The following is a 17293-nucleotide window of genomic DNA, read 5'->3' as shown; positions in this document are numbered from 1 at the left end:
CCGCGGGTGCTAGTTTGCACCGAGTGAAACGCAGGATCCTTCTCGCGGGCGCGCTCGTGCTCGTGTTCGCGGTGGTCGTCGGCGCGGGGTTGTACGTGCTGATGAACTCCCGGACCTACCAGGTGGCGGGCCGACTGGTGCATCGCGTGGATACCACCGACAAGGTCGTGGCCCTGACCTTCGACGACGGCCCGACCGAGCGGACACCGCAGCTCATCGCCGCGCTGGCGGCCGCCGCCGTCCCCGCGACCTTCTACCTGGTCGGCCACGATCTCGCCGCCCGTCCGCAGGACGGGGCCGCGCTCGCGGCGGCGGGACACGAGATCGGCAACCACAGCTACAGCCACCGGCGAATGGTCCTCGTCACCCCGGCGACCGTGCGCAACGAGATCGAGCGCACCGACGCCGAGATCCGCGAGACCGGCTACGGCGGCCCGATCACCTTCCGCCCGCCGTACGGCAAGAAGCTGTTCGCCTTGCCCGCGTACCTGTCCGAGCACGACCGCACGACGGTGATGTGGGACGTCGAGCCGGATTCGCGGGGCGGCGCGAGCACCGACCGCATCGTCGCCGACACCCTGGACGCGGTGCGGCCCGGGTCGATCGTGCTGCTGCACGCCATGCACCAGCCCGCCTCGGCCGCCGCCATCGCCCCGATCGTCGACGGCCTGCGAACGCGCGGCTACCGTTTCGTGACGGTCTCGCAACTGCTCGGACGGTGACCGACGGCCCGGAACGGCGGGCGCACTCCAGAATTCACCTGCCCGTCGTGCGCGCGCCAGCGGGTTCTGCGACAGTCGTTGCTTATGAAGGCTCGTCATCGGTGGGGTGGGATGCTGGCGACCGCCCTCGTACTGTGCGCCCTCGCGGGCTGCGGCGGGCAGGCGCCCGCCCCGGCGAAACCCGGTGGGGTACCGCTCGTCTCGACGAACGACCTGCCGCGGGCCGAGCCCGGCGAGGTGCACCTGTTCGCGCTCAACGATCTGCACGGCAACCTGCAACCACCGGCGGGCGGCAATGGGCACATCGCCGACCGCCCGGCCGGCGGCGCGGCATACCTCGCGGCACACCTGGCCCGGCTGCGGCAGGCCTACCCCGACAGCGCCGTCCTGGCCGCCGGGGACAACGTCGGCGCCAGCCCGCTCGTCTCCGCCCTGTTCCACGACGAGCCGACCATCGGCTTCCTCAACACCATCGGCACCGCCGCCTCCGCGGTCGGCAATCACGAATTCGACGACGGCGTCCCCGAATTGGTGCGCCTGCAGCAGGGCGGCTGCGCCTGGGACGGTTGCGTGCCCGGCGAGCCGTTCTCCGGTGCCCGATTCCCTTACCTGGCCGCCAATGTCACCGACGGCAACGGCCAACTTCCCCCGGGCCTGCGACCCTGGACGATGCTCGAGATCGGCGGCCACAAGATCGGCGTGATCGGGACCGTCACCCCCGAGACCGTGAATATCGTGATGCCCGAGGGCATTCGCGGCTACACCTTCGGCGACGAGGTCGCCGCCGTCGGCAAGTACGTGCCGCAAGTGCGGGCCGCCGGCGCCGAGACCGTGGTGGCGCTGATGCACGACGGCGGCTCCCAGCGGACCCACGGCGCACCGGTCGACTACAACGGCTGCGCCGACATCACGCCGAACGTGGCCGCGCTGGCCGAGCGCACCGACCCGGCGGTCAGCGTGATCGTCACCGCCCACAGTCACCAGGCCTACAACTGCGCCATCGCCGGGAAGGTGGTCACCCAGGCCGCCTCGTACGGCCGCCTGATCACCGACATCACCCTGCGGTTCCACGACGGCGGGGTGGACGCCCGCGCGGTCAACCGGGTCGTCACCCGCGACGTCCCGCCCGACCCGAACGTCGCCCGGACCGTGGATTTCTATGCGGCACAAGCGGAACCGCGCGCCGAGCGCGTCATCGGCACCGCCACCGCGCCCCTGCCGAGCGAACCCGCGCCGGGCGGCGACTCACCGCTCGGCGACGTCATCGCCGACGCCATGCTCTCCGCCATGGGCCCCGACCGGGCCGTCGCCGCGTTCATGAACGCCGGGGGCGTGCGGGCGGACCTGCCCGACGGCGCGATCACCTACGAACAGGCCTACACCGTGCAGCCGTTCGGCAATCAGGTCGTCACGGTGGTGCTGACCGGCCAGCAGATCCTGCGACTGCTCGAACAGCAGTGGGACGGCGCGAGCAAGTCCGGTGTGCTGTCGGTCGCGGGGATCAGCTACGCCTACTCCGACACCGCGCCCACCGGCCGCAAGGTGGTCGCCGACAGTGTCCGGATCGGCGGGCAGCCCCTGAATCCGGTGGCCGTCTACCCGGTTTCGACCAACAATTTCCTCGCCGCGGGCGGCGACGGTTTCACGGTGTTCACCGAGGGCAGCCGGGCAGCGGTCGGCCCGACGGACCTCGACGCCTTGGAGTCCTATCTGCGGACTCGCGGGGCCGTCGAGCCTCCGCCGGGCCGGATCGAGCGACGCTGAGCGCGCCGTCACAGGCGGCTGTCGGCGAAATCGGCTGCCGCGCCGACGAATCCGCCGTACACGGTGTGCGCGTTCGGATCCAGGCCGCCGCCGCAGATCGGGTCGCCCGCCGCGCAGTAGTCGGCGGTCCGCCACAGGTACGGGTCCGGCACGCTCCAGCCGATCAGCCGCAGCGGATCGCCGAACAGCAGGACCGAACTCACGCGCGCCCCGAGGTCACCGTCCATCCGGACCGCGCCCGGGATGCCGTTGGTGATGCCGGTGCCCAGTGCCGTGTGCACCACGACCGCGCCCTGCGAGTAGCCCGCCAGGATGAACCGCTGATCGGGGCACACCGAGGCCTGATAGGCCAGGTGCGCGACGAGATCCGCACTACCCTTGCCCACCGAGAAGATGTCGGTCAGGTCCGCCGGATAGTTCACCGGATAAGCGCTCACGCTCACCGGTAACCGGTCCGACAGGGCACCGTAGAGCGGATCGCCCAGTCCCGTGCCGAGATATCCCGGTTCGCCGGTTCCCCTGGCCACCACCAGATCCACGTCCGCGCACCATTGCGCATTCGCGTGTGGAGCCGGGTAGGCCATGCCCATCAGCAGTAGCAAGGCACCGAATACCCAAGCGAGACGCCATTTTCCGGAGAGCAATCGCTTCGCATCGCCCATCGTGATCACCCACTCACGCCGTTGTGAGCGGCCGCGTGACTGTTGTCACAGACTATTGTCAGTCATTGGCCGTATGAGCCAAGGTAGGTGTCACATTCATCGGCGGCAACGAAAACTGTTATAGCGATACCCAATTGCCGCGCGCCTCGCCCGTCGGCACGAGATTCGTTACTGACCAGCAACTCTCGGGCGATGAACCGTTACGGCCCGGCGGCCACCGCCTTCCGGATTCGACGGCACCGGAACCGCGTCCGGCTCACGCGCAGGTGGCGGCGGCGGTCGTGGCCGGCGGGGCTGGCGGCGGCGTGGTGGCGGCCGGAGTGGGCGGCAGCGCGGGGAAGCTGTAGAGCCCGGTTCCGGTGCGCCGCATCGCTCCCGAGGCGACGGGGATGCCCGGTATCTGCACCTGATGCCCCTCGACATCGGTCACCAGCGCGGTGAACGGACCGGGACCCGCGCCCGAGAACGACCAGTAGTTGTCCGTCCCCCGGGTCAGCGTGTGGCCCGGTCCGCCCGCATCGGGTCGAATCTCGATGCGGCTCAACGGATTTCCGGCATTGGCGAACAGCACCCCGAACCAGTGCTCGGAGGAGCCGTCCTTGACCCGATACATCAGCTCCGGAATCGGGAGCGGATTGTGTATGCGGCGCAACTGCACTCGCGCCACCCCCGCGTCCCGGTCGGCGATCTGCGTGAAGGCCGCCGTGCTCAGGTCGTAGTGCCCGGGCGCGCAGCCGGGGCAGCGGTCCACGATCTGGGCGCGCACCGAGCCGAGCGGGCCGTCGATCTGGACGAAGGTGCCGCAGGCCGCGCTGCCCGCGTATTCGGCGGTCGGCACCCCGACATAGAAGCCGTCCAGCGGCAGATCCGGGATGGAGCAGGCCACATTCCGGCCGAAGGTGTAGTAGCGCGCCTCCCCCGGCTGCGGCGGGTCGAGCTGTTCGAGCGCCGGAATCGTCTCGGGCGCGGCGGCGCTCGGGATCGTCATGGTGGGCGCGGGTGGCACCGGGGCGGCGGCGGGTGCGGCGGTGTGGCAGGCGGCGGGATCGGGTCTGGCCACCCACAGCGTCGCCGCCACCACGACCGCGGCCGCCAGCGCCGTCCACAGCCAGGGCCGCGCGGTACGACCGTGTTGCTGCTGTGTTACCCGATGCATTCCACCCAGCCTCCGGTTTCCCTCTCCACTTTCTTTTCAGCAAAGCAGGAGAACCCGGCAGAACGCACACGAATAGCGAACTAGGAGTGGAAATCTCGGCGTGTCTGCGGCGTGTCAGGGAATGAGGACCGCCGCTCCGGCAAACTTTCCGTGTGCCAGATCGGCGAGCGCCCGCTCCGCACCGGCCAGCGGATACGGGTGCACGGTCACGTCGAGGTGGTGCTTCGCGGCGAACGCCAGGAATTCGCGGGCATCCGACCGCGTGTTCGCGGTGACGGAGCGAATCTCGCGCTCCTGGAACAGGTGTCGCTGGTAGTTCAGCGCCGGGACGTCGGTCAGGTGGATGCCGGCGATCGACAGCACGCCGCCGCGGTCGAGCGCCGACAGGGCGGGCGGCACCAGGTCGCCGACCGGCGCGAACAGGATCGCCGCGTCCAGCGGGACCGGCGGTGGATCGGCCGCGCCCTGCGCCGAGGCCGCGCCCAGTTCGCGGGCGAGTTCGCGGGCCTTCTCGTCGCGCGTCATCACATGCACCTCGGCCCCGCGGGCGAGGGCCACCTGCGCGGCGAGATGGGCGCTGCCGCCGAACCCGTAGATGCCCAGACGGCCACCGGCGGGCAGCGCCGCCCGTTGCAGCGCCCGGTAGCCGATGATGCCCGCGCACAGCAGCGGCGCCAGCTCGGCGTCGGCGTAACCCGGAGGCAGCGGGTGCGCGTAATCGGCCGGGACAGTGGTGAATTCGGCGTAACCGCCGTCGGCGTCCCACCCGGTGTAGCGGGATTCGGGGCACAGGTTCTCCGCGCCGCGCCGGCAGAACTTGCAGCGCCCGCAGGTGTGCCGCAGCCACGCGATGCCGACCCGGTCGCCGACCGCGAACCATTCGCCCACACCGGATCCGAGCGCGACCACCTCCCCGACCACCTCGTGGCCGGGCACCACGCCGGGCCGGTGCACCGGCAGATCCCCTTCGGCCACATGCAGATCCGTGCGGCACACCCCGCACGCCAGCACGCGCACCAGCAGCTCCCCCGCCCCCGGCGCCGCGACCGGCACGCGCTCCTGCGCCAGGGGACGCGCGTCGATCGGGCCCGGGCGCAGCACCCGCCACGCTGTCATGGCACCGTCGGATCCGGTCACCGGCCCACCCCTTCCTACACGTCGTCCCGTCGAGGTTAGTACCGCGCGGCGAGCCGGGATCGGGGCCACGCCGGGTGCTCGAGCGGGAGATTTCGCGCAGGTCGGGCGAGGTCGCGACGAGCGATCGCCCGGCATACCCACCGGGCGTCACCGCACTCGCCGCGAACCCAATTCCGCTCGGCCGCAAGTCGTTACGTCGCGGGCAGTCGGGGCCTGTTCGATGCGGCCGGTTACCGACCTGCCCGGGCGTATTGCGTGTACACCGCCGCACCGGTCCGGTCGAGCGTCCGGCACTCGAGGTCCACGGAGCGGCCGGGCGGGAACAGCGGCGTTCCCTCGCCCACGGCGGTCGGGAGGGTCAGCAGGCGGTATTCGTCGATCAGGTCCTCGCCCATCAGGGTGTGGACGACGCTCGGGCTGCCGGTGACGATCACGTCCCGGCGCTCGCTCCGGACGGCCTCGACGAGATCGCCGGACACGAGGGCCGAGTTCTGCCACGCCGAGACGTCGCTCAGCGTCCGGGACGCGACAAGTTTCGACGCGGCGTTCATCTGCGCGGCGAACGGATCGTCGCGCCCCGGCCAGATCTCGGCGAACAATTCCCAGGTCCGCCGCCCCAGCAGCAGCACGCCGGTGTCCAGCAGGCCGCCGAGCCGGAACTTGTCGCCCCCGACCGCGTCGGGGCCGTACCGGAACGCCCAGCCGCCGTACGGGGTGCCCGCCCGGCCGTCCGGGTCGCTCACCCGGCCGTCGAGGGTGACGAATTCGATGACTACAACGCTCATGACGATGTCCTTCGGGTCGTTCGATGTGTCACCGGTACCTACCGGCGGACTCGTCCCGACTCATCGCCGTGGTCGAAACTATTCGGAGAGAATTCGTTCCGGTATCCCGAACAGGTCCGGGACGACGGGATCGGCGAACACGACAGTGCGGGCGACGCGGCCGCCCGCGACGGTGAAGACCTGCAAGGTGTGGAACCGATGGCCGCCGTCCGGCGCGGCGGCGTAGGCGGCCAGCGCGGGCTGGCCGTTGGCGGTGAGAGTGCGCACCCGCCAGTCGGTTCCGCGCATCCGGAACACCCGGTGCAGGAACAGGCCGTAGTCGCGGCTGCCGCGGTACCACAGCGGCACCGGGGGCATCTCCATGACCGCGTCGTCCGTCACGAGGCGCACCAGCGCACTCACGTCCGCCGCCTCGAAAGCCCGCGCGTAGCGGTGGATCACGGCCCGCGCTTCCGGATCGTCCGGTTCGGTGATGTGGTCCGCGCCGGGCCCGTCGGCCAGCGCGGCCCGGGCGCGCTGCAACGCGCTGTTCACGCCCGCGACGCTGGTCTCGAGCTGCCGCGCGACCTCCGCGGCGCTGAACTCGAGCACCTCACGCAGGATGAGCACGGCGCGCTGGCGGGGCGGCAGCAGCTGCATCGCCGCCACCAGCGCCAGCCGCAGGTCGGTGCGCGCCGCGGTGTCGAACCGGCCGTCCGGGTAGGGCTGCAACCACGGGATGTCCGGCGCCGGAGCGAGTTTCGCCTCGGTATCGTCGGAGGGCAGGCCGAGACCGGAGGGCAGGGCGCGCCGCTTCCGCCCGTCCAGCGCGGTGAGACAGGCGTTGGTGGCGATCCGGTACAGCCACGTCCGCACCGACGCCCGGGTGCTGTCGTAGCGGTCGCGGGCCCGCCAGGCGCGCAGCATCGTCTCCTGCACCACGTCCTCGGCCTCCTGCACAGAACCGAGCATCCGGTAGCAGTAGGCCGTCAACTCGTTGCGGTAGGGCTCGAACTCCGTCGACACCCGACCATCGAACCATCTTCGGAGCCGGGGCGTCGGCGGCGACGATGACGCCGGATGCTGCCATACCCGGCCGACTCGGCCGGTACGCTCGGTATCGGACGTGCCGGGCGCCACGTCCGTCGAACTTCCTGGCGGCCTCGTCCACCGCGAGGAGGCGCGCATGTTCGACCGTTTCGACGAATTCGACATTCGAACCACGGCCACGACGATTCACGGCAGGCGCGGCGGGTCCGGGCCGCCCTTGCTGCTGCTGCACGGCATTCCCGAAACGCACCTGATGTGGCGGCATGTCGCACCGCGGCTCGCCCGGGACTTCACCGTCGTCGCCACCGACCTGCGCGGCTACGGCGCGAGCGGCACGGGCTCCGGGAATGCCGCATACGCCATGCGCGACTTGGCAATTGATCAAGTCGAGGCGATGGCCGCGCTCGGTTACGAGCGGTTCGCCGTGGCCGGTCACGATCGCGGCGCGCGCTGCGCGTATCGGATGGCCCTGGACCACCCGGGCACCGTGACCGCACTCGCGGTGCTGGACATCGTGCCGACCGGGGAAGCGTTCGCACACGCCGACCACCGGTTCGCGCTCGGCTTCTGGGTGTGGTCGTTCCTCGCCGCACCCGCCCCGGTGCCCGAGACCATGATCGGCGCGGCCCCGGAAACCTTCGTGGACCATATGCTCGACACCTGGTCGCAGCGCCCCGACGCGTTCCCGCCCGACATCCGCGCCGCCTACTACGACCAGTTCCGCGACCCGGCCCGCGTGCACGCCATCTGCGAGCAATACCGCGCCGCCGCGACACTCGACGCGGCACACGACGAAGCCGACCGCGACAGGCACCGCACGACCGCCCCGCTACTCGCCCTCTGGAGCACCGGCGGCGCGGTCGACACCTGGTACGACCCCCTCACCAGCTGGCGGCAGTGGGCCACCGACGTCACCGGCCGCGCCCTGGGCGCGGGCCACTTCCTTCCCGAGGAGGCGCCCGAGGACACCGCCGAACAACTGCACGCCTTCTTCCGCGCCTCTCACTGGTGAACGGGCGCTCCGCCGAACGTCTTCTAGGCTCGTGGCCGTGTCCAGTCGGCAAACATCGAATTCGGCGGCGAGCGGCCCGCACTCGCATTGTCCCGAGACGGGCGGGCTGTTCGCCGCCGTGGAGCGGGCGGCGGCCGCGGCGAACCGGACGGGCGCGGTGGGACTGCCGCCGCTGGCGGACGCGCTGCGCGACTACATCGACGGGTTGGCCACAGAGAATCCCGCCCTGACCCATCCGCACGCCGTCCCGGCGACCCAGACCTTCGCGAACGCGCTGTCCTCGTACTTCGGGGCACGGCTGCGACACACCTCGGACAAGGCGAAATGCGATCTGCCGCTGCTGCGCATGTCGGTCGCCGCCCCGCCCGACCCGGACCTCGGCACCCCGTCGATCCACGATTGGCTCGAGGCCTTCGAAGCGACCCTCGTGTCCCGCAGCGGCACCTGTGACCACTACCTGCGCAGCCAGTTCTACCTGATGTACCACCCGCGCCTGTGGACCCCTGACGACCCCGAGCCCACGCGGGTGCCGCTCGCGTACGCGACCGTCCTGGCCGCCCTCGTGCAACGTGCCCGATGGCCGCGCAACAAACAGGTGAAAGCCACTGTGGCCGAACTGCTTCCGCCCGCGCTCGAACGACTGGACCAGGCGCCCGACGACACCCCGCGCACACCGGCGGTGCGCATCGTGCGACGCCTGGCCGCCGGAGCGGACCCCACCCCGGAATTCGCCGCGGCCCTGGACGACGCCCCACGCCGCCGTCCCATCGCCTGGGACCTGCTCGCGTTGGCCGCCTTGGCGCACGACCTGAAACGACCCGCCGCGGTCGAGGACACCCGCCTGCCGACCACACTGGTCACCGGGAAATAGATCGATTCCGCCCGCAGCGGCGCATCCGGAACGAGGAGACATCATGAGCACCACCGTGACCGACGAACAGATTCAGGCCCTGGCCTCGACCGCGAAACCGTACAGCCTGGCACTGCTCCAGTGGACACCGGAACGGACCATGGACGGCGCGGACGCGATCGAACTCGAACATCAGCGGCGCATGGTGTCGCTTCGCGCCGACGGGGTGATCGCCGTGCTCTGCCCGGTCGCCTCCGACACCGTGGCGGGCGTCGCGATCATGACCGTGCCGGCCGAGCAGGCCGCGGAGATCATGGCCGCCGACCCGTGCGTCCGCGCCGGAATGATGCGCTGCGACGTCCATCCGTGCCACGGCTTCCCCGGCGACACCCTCCCCGGCTGAACCACCCGATTCGTTCGAACATATTTTCGATTCTCGAGCTATCCTCGTGCGCATGGTCAGCTCCCGCCACGAGGCGATGCACCGGATCCTCCGGGACGACCCCGGCGCCTTCGCTCGCGCCTTCCGGGCCCTGGGCCTGCCGTTCCCCGATCCCGTGTCGGTGGATCTGATGCCGTTGGACCGCAACGACTTCGAGCCCCTGGAACGCCGCTCCGACAGTTTGCTGCGGGTCGGCACGGCCGAGGGAAAGTATCTGCTGCTGGTGGAGGGGCAGGCCCGCGACGATCCGGAGAAACCGGCGGCGTGGGCGCAGCTCGTCGCCCACGCGCATCGCAAGCACCGGATGCCCGTAGTCCTGCTGGTGGTCTGCCACGACCGGGTGACCGCGCTGTGGGCCGCCCGGCCGCCGACGCTCGGACTTCCGGTGTGGCCCAGCCTCACCGTGCGCCCCATGGTGCTGGGCCCGCACACGCTCCCGGCGCTGACCGACGCCCGGGTGGCCGCGGCCGACATTCCGCTGGCCGCGCTCTCTGCGGTCGCGCACGCCCGGCACCCTCGCGTCCGCGAGATCTTGAAGGCGCTGGCCGGCGCGCTGCGGCAGGTCGGCGACGAGACCGATCGCGCGGTCTTCGCCGAACTCGTCGAACTCGGCCTGGGCGCCGCCCCGGCCGCCCGGATCTGGAGAGAGTTGATGACCGATCTGTCGTTCTTCCGCTCGGAGTCCTCCCGGCTGCTGCGGGCCGAGGGCCGTCTGCAAGGGGTCGCGGGCAGCATCCTGCGCGTCCTCGCCCGGCGCGGCATCCCGGTGCCCGACCACGCCCGCGACCGCATCACCGCCTGCGAGGACATCGCGCTGCTCGACACCTGGCTGGACCGGGCGCTCGACGCCGGCTCCGTCGAGGAGGTCCTCGGCACGGATCGGTGACCGGCCGCGGCCGGTCTCCCGCGCCGCCCGGATTGCTACCGTCTGCGGGTGACCTCGACCGATGCCGGATACACGCTGCCCATCGCGCGGGTGCTGACCATGGTCGAACTCGCCGAGGCCCGCGGCTGGGACGTCGCCGACATGCTCGGCGCGGCCGGGATCTCCCCGGAACTGCTCGCGGAGGGCCGTTCCCGCGTCACCGTGGATCAGACCGTGCGCATGGTGCAGCGGCTCTGGCGCGCCACCGACGACGAATTGTTCGGGCTGGGAACGCATCCCATGCCGCGCGGCACCTTCCGGCTGGTGTGCTTCGCGCTGATCGGTGCCGCCGACGTGGGCGCGGCGATCCGGCGGTTCATCGGCTTCCGCCGGTCGCTGCCCGGGTTCCCGCCGCTGACGCTCACCGTCGCCGACGGGGAGGCGCGGCTGTCCTACGATCTCGCCGGCGTGCGGAACCCGGTCGGGCTGATCATCGACACCATGCTCACCGTGACCCACCGCTTCCTGAGCTGGGCGGCCGGCGGGCGGATCCTGCTGCGCCGCGTCGAGGTACCCTATCCCCCTTCGGGTCTCGACGACTACGACCTCATTTTCGGTGCGCCCGTAGTGTTCTCGGCGCCCGCGCCCGCGCTGGTGTTCGACGCCGCGGAACTGACTGCCCCGCTGGTGCGCGACGAGGACGACCTGCTGGCCTTCCTGCGCGACGCCCCGTCGGCGGTGATCGGCCGGCGGCACTCCTCGGTCTCGCTGAGCGCCCAGGTGCGCCGCCTGCTCGAGCCCGGCCGCACCGGCGCGTGGCCGACGCTCGACGAGATCGCCGCGGAACTGGCGATGAGCCCGTCGACGCTGCGCCGCAAACTGCGCGAGGAGCACACCTCCGCCCGCGAGATCCGCGAGCAGATCCTGCGCGACGCGGCGATCGCGAGCCTGGTCCGCGGCGAGGAGACCATGACCGCGCTCTCCCGGCGCCTGGGCTTCTCCGAACCGAGCGCGTTCTCCCGCGCGTTCCGCCGCTGGACCGGCAGCCCGCCCGGCTCGTACCAGCGCGGCGCCCCCGACCGGCCCGAAACGGCGTGACTCGAGCGGTCCGGTCAAGGAAACGAGCGCTGCGGTCATAGGCACCCGCGAGCGGCCCGTACAGCATCGAAGACACACCGACGAACAGAGGAGTTCCGTAGTGTCTTTGCACCGTTCCCCGTGGATGGACGAGGATCTGGACGCGCTGGCCGACCTGGCGCGCCGGTTCTTCGAGAAGGAGTGCGCCCCGAACGAGGACCGGTGGGGACGCCAGCACCACGTGGACCGCGAGATCTGGAACAAGGCCGGCGAGGTCGGGCTGCTGTGCCTGAGCATCCCGGAGGAATACGGCGGGGGCGGCGGCACTTTCGCGCACGAGGCCGTGGTGGCGATCGAGCAGACCCGGGCGCTGGCGCCGAGCCTGGGCAATCCGGTGCACTCCACGATCGTCGCGCACTACCTCAACGCCTACGGGACCGAGGAGCAGAAGCGGACCTGGCTGCCGAAGATGGCCAGCGGCGAGATCGTCGGGGCGATCGCGATGACCGAGCCGGGCACGGGCTCGGACCTGCAGAACATCCGCACCCGGGCGGTCGCGGACGGCGACGACTACGTCATCGACGGCGCCAAGACCTTCATCTCCAACGGCCTGCTCGCCGACCTGGTGCTGGTGGCGGCCAAGACCGGCGAAGGCAAAGGGGCGGACAGCGTTTCGTTGATCGCGGTGGAGACCACCCGCGACGGCTTCCGGCGCGGCCGCAACCTGGAGAAGGTGGGCCAGCACGGGCAGGACACCTGCGAGCTGTTCTTCGACGGCGTGCGGGTGCCGAAATCGAATCTGCTCGGCACCGCCGAGGGCCTCGGCTTCATCCAGATGATGCAGCAGCTCCCGCAGGAGCGGCTGATCCTCGCGGTCGCCGCGGCCGGGGCCATCGAGAAGTCGGTGGAGCTGACGCTCGCCTACACCAAGGAGCGCGAGGCGTTCGGCAAGCCGATCTTCAAGTTCCAGAACACCCAGTTCGTGCTCGCCGAGTGCGACACCATCAAGAGCGTGGCGTGGGCGTTCACCGACGACTGCATCGCCAAGCACCTGCGCGGCGAGCTGGACGTCCCGACCGCCGCCAAGGCGAAGTGGTGGCTCACCGAGCAGCAGTGCCGCGTCGCCGACGAATGCCTGCAACTGTTCGGCGGCTACGGCTACATGGCCGAATACCCGATCTCGCGCGCGTTCACCGACGCCCGCATCCAGAAGATCTACGGCGGCACCAACGAGATCATGAAGGTGATCATCGGCCGCAGCCTCTGAGCGGGCGCTAGTCGGAGGTGAGTTCGGCCAGGGCGTCGGCGGCGTCGCGGTTGCCGCCGGCGGCCAGGCGGCGCAGCTCGATGAGGTCGCCCTGGTCGGCGGCCAGCTGGACGAGTTCGTCGACGGCGTCGGTGTTGCCCTGATCGGCCCAGCGCCGCAGCTCGCCCATGTCGCCGCGCTCGACGGCCAGCTCGATCAGCTCGTCGACGGCGTCGCGGCTGCCGCGGTCGGCCAGGCGGCGCAGTTCCTCGACGTCGTCGCGCTCGCTCGCCAGCTGGAGCAGGTGGTCGACGGCGTCGGGATTGCCGCGGTCGGCCCACTCCCGCAGTTCCGCCAGGTCCTCCCGCTCGGCGGCCGACTCGATGAGTGCGGCGATCGCGTCGCTGTCCCCGCCGGCCGCCCGTGCGCGCAGCTCGGTCAGGTCGATCTCGGTCATGCGGCATGCCCTTTCGGTGATCGCCGGGTGGTCGCCGGCTCGCTGCGAGCATATTCCGGCGCGGTCGGGGAACGGTGGTTCCCGGCGTATGGTCGCGCGTCCCGCGGGTGTGGTGGTCCGGTTTGCGAGGGTTCGGCTCGGTGGGTGCGGGGATCCCGGCCAAAAGCGTGCCGGGATGACGGGGGTGCGGTGATGGCGATTCAGTGCGCCGGGATCCGGAGTGTGGCGTGGCGGGAGGGCGTGCGTTCTACTATCGGGGCACGCTTGCGGGATGCGTGGTGGAGTGGCGTGCCGCGGGCGAGCGTATTCCGGGCAGGGCGGCGAGGGAGGGCGTATGAACGGCGTGCGGGTTGCTGGAGTTGGTGCGGCACTGGTTGTTTCGGTGGGGATGGGTACGGCGGCGGGGCCGGCGCAGGCGGGGCCGGGGGATTGCGCGGCGGGGGATCCGCTGCGGCCGGAGGCGGAGCTGTTCGCCACCGACAACACCGCCACCATCACCGATCCGGGGGACGAGCGGCTGCGAAATCGGTTGGAGGCCTTCGAGTTCCAGGTCGACGGGATCGCGCTGCGGCATCTCACGCTGCCGGTCGGGTCCACGCTCGTCAGCGGCGTGTTCTGGTCGGAGACGCAGCAGCGCGCCACCTACGAACGGTCGCGCGAGTTCCGGCTGGCCTGTGTGGCGGGACCGGAGCTGCGGCAGGTCGCCGAGGAGGTGCGCGCGCGGTTCCGGCAGGAGTCCGTGCTGACCTTCGAGCCGCTGCCCGCCGACTCCCCCGCGCGCGACGCCGTCACCGTCGAGGTCCCGGGCATCGACGTGACCCGCTTCCACGACGCCCTGGTCGCCGACCCGCAGGCACGCGACCGTCTGGTGGGCGGCTCGGTCACCGAGGACGGCACCCTGATCCTGATCGCCGACCTCGCCGACCTGCCGCTGGTCCAGCGGTTCGTCACCGCGCTCGGCGCGGCGTGGGACCCGGCCGCGATCCGGTACGGCGACCGCGAATTCGTCGACTGACGATCCGCACCGGAAACCGCGAAACACCTTCTCGCGGCGGCGATTTCAGTCCGGCAGCGTAATCCCCTGCTGAGCGGCCTTGGTGGCCACCTCCTCGGGGAAGATGTTGCGGAACAGGTAGAGGTCCTGCCCCAGCCGCCAGCCGGGCGCCAGCGCCACCGCGTAGCGCTCGAAGTAGCCGAGCTGCTTGCCCATGAGGATGAGCTGCTCGGGCCCGGACGCCCCGCGCCGCTTGCCGAACTCCACCAGGCGCGCCGCGACCTTGCCCATGTCGAGCTGCGCGAGCTTGCCCGACAGCACCGGCGCCAGCGCCGTCGCGAGCTGCCGGCCGATGGTGGCGTCGTCGCCGGATTCGCCGTCGACCAGGTCCAGCTCCCGCAGCGCCCGCGCGACCGGCCGGAAGTCGCCGTCGATCGCGCTGGCGTGGAACAGCGCGCCCACGAACGCGCGCCACTGCGGGGTCATCTTCCCGACGATGCCGAAGTCGAGCATGGCCGCGCGGCCGTCGTCGAGCAGCCACAGGTTGCCGGCGTGCACGTCGCCGTGGAAGAGCCCGTGCACCACAACGCTTTCCACCCACGCCTTCACCAGCCGCCGGATCAGCAGCTCCGGGTCCGGGTGCACGGCGCGGATGTCGTCGAAGCGGTCCAGCGGCATCCCGCGCATCCGTTCCATGCACAGCACGCGCGGGCCGCAGTAGTCCCAATACACTTCCGGCACAACGACATGCGCGTTGTCGCCGAAGGCCCGCAGATGCGCGCGGGCGCGGGTCTGGTTGTCGGCCTCGTTGCGGAAGTCCAGTTCGGCGACCGTGGTCTCGTACAGGTCGCGCACCACGCCTTCGGCGTTGGCGATCCGCGCGTTCTCCGACCGCTTCTGCAGCAGCCCCGCGAGCCGGTAGGCCGCGCGCAGGTCGACGATCATGCGGCGCGCGATGTCGGGCCGCTGCACCTTCACCACGGCCGGCCGCCCGTCGGCGAGCACGCAGGAGTGCACCTGCGCCACCGACGCCGCCGACAGCGGCTCGTCGTCGAACTCGCGGAACAGCTCGGCGATCGGCCGCCCGAGATCGGCCTCGACGATGGCGCGCGCGTCGACCGCGGGGAACGGCGGCACGTCGTCGAGGCAGCGCAGGCAGGCGTCGGCCAGCTCGCGCGGGAACGACGCCGGCGCGGAGGCGATCAACTGACCGAGCTTGACGAACATCGGGCCCAGCGTCTCGAACCCGTCGACCATGCCGTCGGCCATGGCCTGCCGCCGCTTCGGGCGGCGCAGCCCGCCGCGCACCACGCGCCGGGTCACCGACGCGCCCAGCACGCTGCCGATCACGGCGGTCCGCCGGAATTCGGAGAAGCCGAACTTCTCCAGCGCCGGGCGCCGGGCGTCGGCGGCCGGGGCGGTCTCGGTCTCGACCGCGCCGGCCGTCACCGCGCGCTCCCGCGCGGCGCTTCGATGTCCACTGTTGTTCCGATGCCCGCTAGCCGCATCATCTGCACCGCTCGACCGCCTTGTCACTCTCGTTGGCTCGGCTGTACGACGGAAAGTCTACGACCATTCCGCAGCGGTCCCGGGCAGGCGCCGGGTCAGGCGGGCACGCCGAGCCCCGAGGCCAGCACCGGCCACGACCGCTTCAGCGCATCCTGCCAGTACCCCCACGAGTGCGTGCCGGTGGGTTCGAAGTCGAAGGTCGCCGGGATCGCGAGCTGCCCGAGCCGGTTCTGCAGGTTGTGCGTGCAGTAGTCGACGGCCGCCTCGATCACCCCGCCGATGAGCAGCTGGTTCACGTAGCCGCGCGGGCCGGGCTGCATGTGGCTGCCGTTGTAGACGTCGTAGAGCCCCGGCACGCCGGTGCCGCTGGAGATGAACAGCGACAGGCCGCGCAGTTCCTCGGCGTGCAGGTACGGATCGTTGTCCGCCCACATCGGATCGTTGTCGGGCCCGTACATGTTGACCGTGTCGCCGCCGCCCCAGGTCTCCACCGACAGTTTCACGAACTGCCGGCCGAGCGGGTCGCTGATCTGCGCGCAGCCGCTGTAGGCGGCCACCGCCTTGTACAGGCCCGGCTTGGCGATGGGCAGCTGCAGCACCGAGGTGCCCGAGGTCGACAGGCCCGCCAGCGCGTTGGCGCCGGTGGTGGCGAATTCGGCGTCGATCAGCGGCGGCAGTTCCTCGGTGAGGAACGTCTTCCATTTATACACACCGAGTTTCGGGTCCGGAGCGCGCCAGTCGGTGTAGTAGCTCCATTTGCCGCCGACCGGCTGCACCACGTAGGTCTGCTTGTCCGCGAGGAAGTTCAGCACGTCGGTGTTGCGCTGCCAGGTCGCCGAATCCTGCCCGCCCCCACCGCCGTTGAGCAGATAGAGGACCGGGGCGGGCGCCTCGGCGTCGGCCGGGCGCTGCACGTTGACCATGATGTCGGTGTTCATCGCGGCCGAGTGCACGCGCAGCTGCACGGTGCGCCCGTCCACCGGCCAGGTGCCGGTCACCGCCGACCCGTCCGGGGCGTCCGCCGCGGCCGGCGCCGCCCCCAGCAAGGCGCCGACCGCGACGGCAACAGCGGGAATCACGCTGCCGCGCAGTAGTTTCCGGATCATCGGGGTTTCTCCTGTTCTGATGCTGTGGCCGGACAGGCCGGTGCCCGCCGGGCGGTGTGGGTTGGGTGCACCGCCCGACGGGCCGGTTGCCGCCGTCCGTGACCGCCGCGCGCGGGTAACGGAGCTGGGCCGGCGAGCCCAACCCGCGCGGACGTGACGGCGGGCAGTGACCGGGGGAACGCGTCGGGGTATCAGGGCTCTCGCGCTCCGCCGGCCACCGGCTGGATGGTTCTCAGAGCTTGCCGCCCCCGCCGATCAACCAGGGGTTGAAGGTGCAGACCAGCGGCTGCGAGGAATCCAGGGTGTTGAGGATGATCGACAGGACCCGCGGCGAATACATCAGCGTCAGATGGTCGGACAGGTCCTGCTCACACCCGTCCTGCAACGTGATGTTACGAACCGTCGCACCCGGACCCGGCGTCAGGAACGTCAGATCATACGGCGTGGTCACCTCGTCATAACGAGTACCGACCACCGTGT

Annotated in this window: 17 protein-coding genes and 1 pseudogene; 9 read left to right on the top strand and 9 right to left on the bottom strand. The window is 71.1% G+C overall.

From position 1 onward, the window contains the following. Window positions 1–23: 23 nt before the first annotated feature. Window positions 24–722 (top strand): polysaccharide deacetylase family protein, encoded by a 699-nt coding sequence (locus IU476_RS32825; protein ID WP_195106214.1) that lies wholly within the window; start codon window positions 24–26, stop codon window positions 720–722. A 111-nt stretch (window positions 723–833) separates the two neighbouring features. Next, on the top strand, window positions 834–2486 hold the full coding sequence (locus IU476_RS32820) for a bifunctional metallophosphatase/5'-nucleotidase (RefSeq protein WP_195106213.1): 1653 nt from the start codon (window positions 834–836) through the stop codon (window positions 2484–2486). Between the two features lie 8 nt (window positions 2487–2494). Here IU476_RS32820 and IU476_RS32815 read toward each other — a convergent pair whose 3' ends face one another. From IU476_RS32815 to IU476_RS32795, 5 genes are all read right to left on the bottom strand, one after another. After that, window positions 2495–3148: a cutinase family protein gene (locus IU476_RS32815; RefSeq protein ID WP_195106212.1), complete on the bottom strand. Its 654-nt coding sequence runs from the start codon at window positions 3146–3148 to the stop codon at window positions 2495–2497. Between the two features lie 256 nt (window positions 3149–3404). Next, on the bottom strand, window positions 3405–4304 hold the full coding sequence (locus IU476_RS32810; RefSeq protein ID WP_195106211.1) for an expansin EXLX1 family cellulose-binding protein: 900 nt from the start codon (window positions 4302–4304) through the stop codon (window positions 3405–3407). Between the two features lie 114 nt (window positions 4305–4418). After that, the gene (locus IU476_RS32805) at window positions 4419–5420 is read right to left on the bottom strand and encodes a zinc-binding alcohol dehydrogenase family protein (protein ID WP_195106305.1); all 1002 of its coding nucleotides are present in this window, start codon (window positions 5418–5420) and stop codon (window positions 4419–4421) included. A gap of 251 nt (window positions 5421–5671) precedes the next feature. Beyond that, window positions 5672–6226 carry a dihydrofolate reductase family protein gene (locus tag IU476_RS32800; RefSeq protein ID WP_195106210.1) on the bottom strand — a complete coding sequence of 185 codons (555 nt, stop codon included), beginning with the start codon at window positions 6224–6226 and terminating at the stop codon, window positions 5672–5674. Between the two features lie 78 nt (window positions 6227–6304). Continuing rightward, window positions 6305–7231, bottom strand: a complete 927-nt coding sequence (locus IU476_RS32795) for an RNA polymerase subunit sigma-70 (RefSeq protein ID WP_324194514.1) — start codon at window positions 7229–7231, stop codon at window positions 6305–6307. Between the two features lie 160 nt (window positions 7232–7391). On the opposite strand from IU476_RS32795, the gene IU476_RS32790 reads away from it, so the two are divergent. From IU476_RS32790 to IU476_RS32765, 6 genes are all read left to right on the top strand, one after another. Continuing rightward, a complete protein-coding gene (locus IU476_RS32790; RefSeq protein WP_195106208.1) occupies window positions 7392–8267 on the top strand; it encodes an alpha/beta fold hydrolase in 876 nt (291 codons plus the stop codon). 37 nt (window positions 8268–8304) lie between these two features. Continuing rightward, window positions 8305–9138 (top strand): hypothetical protein, encoded by an 834-nt coding sequence (locus tag IU476_RS32785; RefSeq protein ID WP_195106207.1) that lies wholly within the window; start codon window positions 8305–8307, stop codon window positions 9136–9138. A 43-nt stretch (window positions 9139–9181) separates the two neighbouring features. Then, window positions 9182–9520 carry a YciI family protein gene (locus tag IU476_RS32780; protein WP_195106206.1) on the top strand — a complete coding sequence of 113 codons (339 nt, stop codon included), beginning with the start codon at window positions 9182–9184 and terminating at the stop codon, window positions 9518–9520. Window positions 9521–9572: 52 nt separating this feature from the next. After that, on the top strand, window positions 9573–10445 hold the full coding sequence (locus tag IU476_RS32775) for a hypothetical protein (protein ID WP_195106205.1): 873 nt from the start codon (window positions 9573–9575) through the stop codon (window positions 10443–10445). A gap of 48 nt (window positions 10446–10493) precedes the next feature. Then, entirely contained in the window at window positions 10494–11522 is a 1029-nt protein-coding gene (locus tag IU476_RS36920; RefSeq protein WP_195106204.1) for an AraC family transcriptional regulator, read from the top strand. A gap of 124 nt (window positions 11523–11646) precedes the next feature. Next, window positions 11647–12768 carry an acyl-CoA dehydrogenase family protein gene (locus IU476_RS32765; protein WP_195106304.1) on the top strand — a complete coding sequence of 374 codons (1122 nt, stop codon included), beginning with the start codon at window positions 11647–11649 and terminating at the stop codon, window positions 12766–12768. 7 nt (window positions 12769–12775) lie between these two features. Here IU476_RS32765 and IU476_RS36505 read toward each other — a convergent pair whose 3' ends face one another. Then, window positions 12776–13204 (bottom strand): hypothetical protein, encoded by a 429-nt coding sequence (locus IU476_RS36505; RefSeq protein ID WP_228824698.1) that lies wholly within the window; start codon window positions 13202–13204, stop codon window positions 12776–12778. Between the two features lie 334 nt (window positions 13205–13538). Between IU476_RS36505 and IU476_RS32755 the strand changes: the two genes are divergently transcribed. Continuing rightward, window positions 13539–14219 (top strand): hypothetical protein, encoded by a 681-nt coding sequence (locus tag IU476_RS32755; RefSeq protein WP_195106203.1) that lies wholly within the window; start codon window positions 13539–13541, stop codon window positions 14217–14219. A 45-nt stretch (window positions 14220–14264) separates the two neighbouring features. Here IU476_RS32755 and IU476_RS32750 read toward each other — a convergent pair whose 3' ends face one another. The 3 genes and pseudogenes from IU476_RS32750 to IU476_RS32740 form a co-directional block, all read right to left on the bottom strand. Continuing rightward, on the bottom strand, window positions 14265–15647 hold the full coding sequence (locus IU476_RS32750; protein WP_195106202.1) for an ABC1 kinase family protein: 1383 nt from the start codon (window positions 15645–15647) through the stop codon (window positions 14265–14267). Window positions 15648–15802: 155 nt separating this feature from the next. Further along, the gene (locus IU476_RS32745; RefSeq protein WP_195106201.1) at window positions 15803–16813 is read right to left on the bottom strand and encodes an alpha/beta hydrolase; all 1011 of its coding nucleotides are present in this window, start codon (window positions 16811–16813) and stop codon (window positions 15803–15805) included. Between the two features lie 232 nt (window positions 16814–17045). Next, a pseudogene (locus tag IU476_RS32740) lies at window positions 17046–17293 on the bottom strand (lipase); the annotation flags it as partial.

The organism is Nocardia blacklockiae (assembly GCF_015477355.1).
GTDB lineage: Bacteria > Actinomycetota > Actinomycetes > Mycobacteriales > Mycobacteriaceae > Nocardia > Nocardia blacklockiae.
Note: the sequence above shows the minus strand (reverse complement) of the source record. Positions and strands in the feature narration are given on the sequence as shown.

Coding starts and splice junctions, on each gene's coding strand:
- IU476_RS32820 (WP_195106213.1), top strand. CDS start 834: ATGCTGGCGACCGCCCTCGTACTGTGCGCCCTCGCGGGCTGCGGCGGG.
- IU476_RS32815 (WP_195106212.1), bottom strand. CDS start 3,148: ATGGGCGATGCGAAGCGATTGCTCTCCGGAAAATGGCGTCTCGCTTGG.
- IU476_RS32810 (WP_195106211.1), bottom strand. CDS start 4,304: ATGCATCGGGTAACACAGCAGCAACACGGTCGTACCGCGCGGCCCTGG.
- IU476_RS32805 (WP_195106305.1), bottom strand. CDS start 5,420: ATGACAGCGTGGCGGGTGCTGCGCCCGGGCCCGATCGACGCGCGTCCC.
- IU476_RS32800 (WP_195106210.1), bottom strand. CDS start 6,226: ATGAGCGTTGTAGTCATCGAATTCGTCACCCTCGACGGCCGGGTGAGC.
- IU476_RS32790 (WP_195106208.1), top strand. CDS start 7,392: ATGTTCGACCGTTTCGACGAATTCGACATTCGAACCACGGCCACGACG.
- IU476_RS32780 (WP_195106206.1), top strand. CDS start 9,182: ATGAGCACCACCGTGACCGACGAACAGATTCAGGCCCTGGCCTCGACC.
- IU476_RS32775 (WP_195106205.1), top strand. CDS start 9,573: ATGGTCAGCTCCCGCCACGAGGCGATGCACCGGATCCTCCGGGACGAC.
- IU476_RS32765 (WP_195106304.1), top strand. CDS start 11,647: ATGGACGAGGATCTGGACGCGCTGGCCGACCTGGCGCGCCGGTTCTTC.
- IU476_RS36505 (WP_228824698.1), bottom strand. CDS start 13,204: ATGACCGAGATCGACCTGACCGAGCTGCGCGCACGGGCGGCCGGCGGG.
- IU476_RS32755 (WP_195106203.1), top strand. CDS start 13,539: ATGAACGGCGTGCGGGTTGCTGGAGTTGGTGCGGCACTGGTTGTTTCG.
- IU476_RS32745 (WP_195106201.1), bottom strand. CDS start 16,813: ATGATCCGGAAACTACTGCGCGGCAGCGTGATTCCCGCTGTTGCCGTC.